Source organism: Bacillus sp. LR--39 (genome assembly GCF_053613335.1).
Genome location: NZ_JBSIOT010001502.1, coordinates 1 through 535, shown reverse-complemented (window position 1 = coordinate 535; position 535 = coordinate 1). Strand labels below are relative to the sequence as shown.

Genomic DNA, 535 nt, shown 5'->3' with positions numbered 1-535 from the left:
ATTTCGTGATTGAGCATCTGCTTGGACATCGCGGCAAACACCGCGTTCGGAACGGAACCGACCAATGTGGCAAGTCCGCCGATCGACGCCGCATACGCGACAGCCAGCAAAATGCTTTTGCTGAACTTCTGCAGCGATTCGCCTTTTAAAATTTCTTTTTCCTGCACTTCTTTAATGACTGCTAGCGCTACGGGAAGCATCATCAAAGCGGTGGCAGCATTCGAAATCCACATCGATAAAAACGCAGTCGCCGCCATCACGCCAAGCACGATCCGGTGGCTTTCAGCCCCGATCCGCTTTAAAATGTGCAAAGCCATCCGTTTATGAAGATTCCATTTTTCGATGGCGATCGCAATGATAAATCCTCCCATATACATAAACACAATCGGATCGCCGTATGCTTTGGCCGTCGTTTCCATATCTAAACCACCCAATGTCGGCAGCAAAATGACTGGCAAGAGCGATGCCGCCGGAATCGGCACGGCTTCCGTAATCCACCAGACGGCCGTCCAGGCTGTAACCGCAAGAACGATTC

General features: G+C 51.0%; 1 protein-coding gene. It reads right to left on the bottom strand.

Translation table 11 applies throughout. The annotated features are described in order from the left end of the window. Positions 1-533, bottom strand: a 533-nt coding sequence (locus ACWHAR_RS31420) for an SLC13 family permease (protein WP_452088971.1), incomplete at its 3' end; no start/stop codon positions are given. Positions 534-535: the final 2 nt, after the last annotated feature.